At 62.3% G+C, this 4,835-nt stretch carries 2 protein-coding genes and 1 pseudogene; 2 read left to right on the forward strand and 1 reads right to left on the reverse strand.

Going from position 1 to position 4,835, the window contains the following annotated elements; translation table 11 throughout:
* A pseudogene (locus tag CG471_RS28910) lies at positions 1–787 on the reverse strand (hypothetical protein); the annotation flags it as partial.
* A gap of 258 nt (positions 788–1,045) precedes the next feature.
* Between CG471_RS28910 and uvrA the strand changes: the two are divergent.
* Positions 1,046–3,961 carry an excinuclease ABC subunit UvrA gene (gene uvrA, locus CG471_RS28915; protein ID WP_099234559.1) on the forward strand — a complete coding sequence of 972 codons (2,916 nt, stop codon included), beginning with the start codon at positions 1,046–1,048 and terminating at the stop codon, positions 3,959–3,961.
* A gap of 295 nt (positions 3,962–4,256) precedes the next feature.
* Positions 4,257–4,835 (forward strand): hypothetical protein (locus CG471_RS30420; protein ID WP_218964299.1); only part of this gene is annotated, 579 nt, incomplete at its 3' end.

A 4,835-nucleotide genomic window follows, 5' to 3' on the forward strand; every position in this document is an offset into this window, starting at 1 on the left:
TTTCGGGATCAGGATGCAATTCCGGCGTCACTGTATCCGGATCGGGCCGCAGACCCGGCGTCACCGTGTCCGGATCAGGACGCAGACCCGGCGTCACCGTGTCCGGGTTCGGCCGCAATTCCGGCGTCACCGTATCCGGATTGGGCCGCAAGCCTGGCGTCACCGTATCGGGGTTCGGCCGCAACTCCGGCGTCACTAGATCAGGGTTCGGCCGCAAGCCCGGCGTCACCGTATCGGGGTTCGGCCGCAGCTCCGGCGTCACGGTCCCGGGCAAGGGGCGCAGGCCGGGTGTGATCAGATCCGGATTGGGCCGCAGACCCGGCGTTACCGTATCCGGGTTCGGCCGCAATTCCGGCGTGATCAGATCGGGCAATTCCGGGTCGGGCCGGTTCCAGTGATCGGGGAAATTGATGCCGCCCGGATGCTGGTCGGCGGAATCGACGAAATTGTCATATTCCGCATATTCGGTGCGAATATGGGCGAACAGATTATGGGTGCCGCCATTTTCCCGCACGATGGGCGATACCGTCAGGTGCAGGCCGGTATCGGGCTGGGTCCAACTGTCCACCCGCTCCCCGGTCTCGGGAAAGACGACGAAAAACTCGCCCGGATCGACGCCGGACAGCCACACCGAATGGTCCTTGCCCTCGGTCCAGCCCAGGAAGATGATCCGCCCCGCGGGCGTCTCGCTCTGGGCCATGGCCCCCGTCGTCGCCAATGTCATGCCCGCGACGCTGCCCGCCACGCTCAGGACGCCCGCATGCCAATGGAGCCGCCAATAGGTCATGCCCCGTTTCTACGTGCGATCCCATAGCCGCGGCCATCCATGGAAACCCCGAGACAGGCCGAGACGCGCCCGCAGCCGACCCAGAAACGCCCTCCGGCCGGCGCAGCGCGCCATCGTCCACGCCCGGCCATCTTCCCCTGGCCGCTCCCCCTTCCTATCTTGCCTCCCGACCGGGCAACGCCCCCTTGCCCCCACGGAACAAATCTGGAACAACGCCGCCATGAGTCTGACCCATATTCCGAAGCAGAGGTTTACCGAATGCTGACCCACATCAGCGTCCGCGGCGCGCGCGAGCATAATCTCAAGGGCGTGGACGTCGATCTGCCCCGCGACAGCCTGATCGTCATCACCGGCCTCTCGGGCTCGGGCAAGTCCAGCCTCGCCTTCGACACCATCTATGCCGAGGGGCAGCGCCGCTATGTGGAGTCGCTCTCTGCCTATGCGCGCCAGTTCCTGGAGATGATGCAGAAGCCCGATGTCGAGCATATCGAGGGCCTCTCCCCCGCCATCTCGATCGAGCAGAAGACGACGTCGAGGAACCCGCGCTCCACGGTCGCGACCGTCACCGAGATATACGACTATATGCGCCTGCTCTGGGCGCGCGTCGGCATCCCCTATTCGCCCGCGACCGGCGAGCCGATCAGCGCGCAAACCGTCAGCCAGATGGTCGACCGGGTGATGCTCCTGCCCGAAGGCACCCGTTTCTACCTGCTCGCCCCGGTCGTGCGCGGCCGCAAGGGCACATACGCCAAGGAACTGGCCGAGTGGCAGAAGGCGGGCTACACCCGCGTCCGCATCGACGGCGAGCTCTACCTGATCGAGGATGCCCCCGCCCTCGACAAGAAATACAAGCATGACATCGAGGTCGTGGTCGATCGCCTGGCGGTCAATGCCGACATGGCCACCCGCCTCGCCGACAGTTTCGAACAGGCGCTCAAACTCGCCGACGGCCTCGCCTTCGTCGATCTGGCCGAGGGCGTCGTCCCCGGCCGCGAGGACGAAGCCCAGTCCGCGGGCAAGATGAAGAATGCCGGCATCCCCGCCAACCGCATCGTCTTTTCCGAGAAATTCGCCTGCCCGGTCAGCGGCTTCACCATTCCGGAGATCGAGCCGCGCCTCTTCTCCTTCAACGCGCCGATGGGCGCCTGCCCGGCCTGCGACGGCCTGGGCGAGCGGCAGGAATCCGACCCCGAACTGGTCGTCCCCAGCGAAGCCCTCTCGCTGAAGAAGGGCGCCGTCGTCCCCTGGGCCAAGTCCAACCCGCCCAGCCCCTATTATATGCAGGTCCTGGGCTCCCTCGCCAAGGAATTCGGCTTCAGCCTCGACACCGCCTGGGCCGATCTGCCCGGCGAAGTGAAGCTCATCATCCTCCACGGCACCGGCGGCAAGCCCGTCACCCTGCGCTTCGTCGACGGCAAGAAGAGCTATGAGGTCAAGAAGCCGTTCGAGGGCGTGATCGGCAATCTCAACCGCCGCCTGCTCCAGACCGAAAGCGCCTGGATGCGCGAGGAACTGAGCAAATATCAGACCGCCATGCCCTGCGAGACCTGCCACGGCGCGCGCCTCAAGCCCGAGGCGCTGGCGGTCAAGATCGCCGGCGAGGACATCTCCGTCTCCACCCGCCGCTCGGTGGTGGACGCGCTCGCCTTCTTCACCGCGATGCCCGACGCGCTCAATGAGCAGCAGAACCAGATCGCCCGCGCCATCCTCAAGGAAATTGTCGAGCGCCTCGGCTTCCTCAACAATGTCGGCCTCGACTATCTGAACCTCGACCGCACATCAGGCACCCTGTCGGGCGGCGAAAGCCAGCGCATCCGCCTCGCCAGCCAGATCGGCTCGGGCCTCTCGGGCGTCCTCTACGTCCTCGACGAACCCTCGATCGGCCTGCACCAGCGCGACAATGACCGGCTGCTCGTCACCCTGAAACGTCTCAGAGACCTCGGCAACAGCGTCATCGTCGTCGAGCATGACGAGGATGCGATCCGCGCCGCCGACTATATTGTCGACATGGGGCCGGGCGCCGGCGTCCATGGCGGCACCATCGTCGCCCAGGGCACCCTGCCCGAACTCTTGGCGCACAAGGACAGCCTGACCGCGGATTATCTCAACGGCACCCGCCGCATCGAAGTCCCGGCCAAGCGCCGCAAGGGCTCGGGCAAGAAGCTCACCGTCCACAATGCCCGCGCCAACAACCTCACCGGCGTCACCGCGTCGATCCCGCTCGGCACCTTCACCTGCATCACCGGCGTGTCGGGATCGGGCAAGTCCAGCTTCACCATCGACACCCTCTACGCCGCCAGCGCCCGCACCCTCAACGGTGCCCGCATCGTCGCCGGCCCGCATGACAAGATCACGGGCCTGGAACATTGCGACAAGGTGATCGACATCGACCAGTCGCCGATCGGCCGCACCCCGCGCTCCAACCCGGCCACCTATACCGGCGCCTTCACCAATATCCGCGACTGGTTCGCGGGCCTGCCCGAAGCGCAGGCGCGCGGCTACAAGCCGGGCCGCTTCTCCTTCAACGTCAAGGGCGGCCGCTGCGAAGCCTGCCAGGGCGACGGCGTGCTCAAGATCGAGATGCACTTCCTCCCCGACGTCTATGTCACCTGCGACGTCTGCCATGGCGCCCGCTACAACCGCGAGACGCTGGAGGTGAAGTTCAAGGGGATGAGCATCGCCGACGTGCTCGACATGACGGTCGAGGATGCGGTCGAATTCTTCAAGGCCGTGCCGCCGATCCGCGACAAGATGGCGATGCTCGCCGAAGTGGGGCTTGGCTATATCAAGGTCGGCCAGCAGGCCACCACCCTGTCGGGCGGCGAAGCCCAGCGCGTCAAGCTCGCCAAGGAATTGTCGCGCCGCGCCACCGGCAACACCCTCTATATCCTCGACGAACCCACCACCGGCCTGCATTTCGAGGATGTCCGCAAGCTGCTGGAAGTCCTCCACGCCCTGGTCGAACAGGGCAACAGCGTCGTGGTGATCGAGCATAATCTCGATGTCATCAAGACGGCGGATTATATTATCGACATGGGACCGGAAGGCGGCGTGAAAGGCGGCGAAGTCGTCGCCCAGGGCACGCCCGAGCAGGTGGTGAAGGAGCCGCGCAGCTTTACCGGCCACTACCTCGCCCCCCTTTTACGCCAGCCGAAGACCGAGGCCGCTGAATAAAAGGATCATCGACATTTGATCGCGCCGAGACCGTCCGGGGGACGGTCGAACGCGATCAACCGGAAGGCGGCGTGAAGCCTGTCCTGAGCGGAGTTCGAGCGAAGCCGAGAACGCAGTCGAAGGAGGCGGCGAAGTCGTCGCCCAGGGCACGCCGGAGCAGGTGGTGAAGGAGAAGCGCAGCTTCACTGGACGCTATCTGGCGCCGTTGCTGGGGCTGGAGGCTGTGGCAGCGGAGTAATATCTTGCGTTTTCTATAATTCAATACATATTCCTTACCCGTAAAAGGGGGGATTACATGACAGCCGAGGTCGCAATCTTGAACAAATCTGCGGTTGCTCTAGCTGCAGATAGTGCCGTCACCATATCTGCTGGTAGCGACCAACAGAAAACATATGATTCCGCAGACAAATTGTTCGAATTATCGCTATGCGATCCGATAGGCGTCATGGTGAATGGCGATATGAATTTCATGCAAATTCCTATCGCTGTATTAGTAAAAAAATATCGAGATGACTGCCCCAAATTTGATCGAGTTACATCTGCGGCAGAAGCATTTTTAAGATATCTAGCAGAATGGGGAACACAGGCGCCCGCAGCAATAAAAGCAACTTACATAATAATGGCTATTAGACCTTGGTTAGAGCGCGCAAAGGAACGGGCCAACGACGCATTTTTAAATAGAATTTTTAATGTTGAAAACAATGGTGGAGATGACTTTCGCAAAAAAGTCGAGGATTTACGCCTATCACTCCTAAAAGAACAAATTGAAGTTTTACGTTCAGCTCTATCCCGAGTTCCCGATGCCATGTTCGTAGGAGATGGAGAATTCTCTCTATCTCAAATCGATATAGACACTGTCGCATCGTACAAAATA

The organism is Sphingobium sp. IP1, from assembly GCF_002708645.1.
GTDB classification, from domain to species: domain Bacteria; phylum Pseudomonadota; class Alphaproteobacteria; order Sphingomonadales; family Sphingomonadaceae; genus Sphingobium; species Sphingobium yanoikuyae.

Bases quoted from the DNA above. Each gene is read 5' to 3' on its own strand.
- uvrA (WP_099234559.1), top strand. From the start codon at position 1,046: ATGCTGACCCACATCAGCGTCCGCGGCGCGCGCGAGCATAATCTCAAG.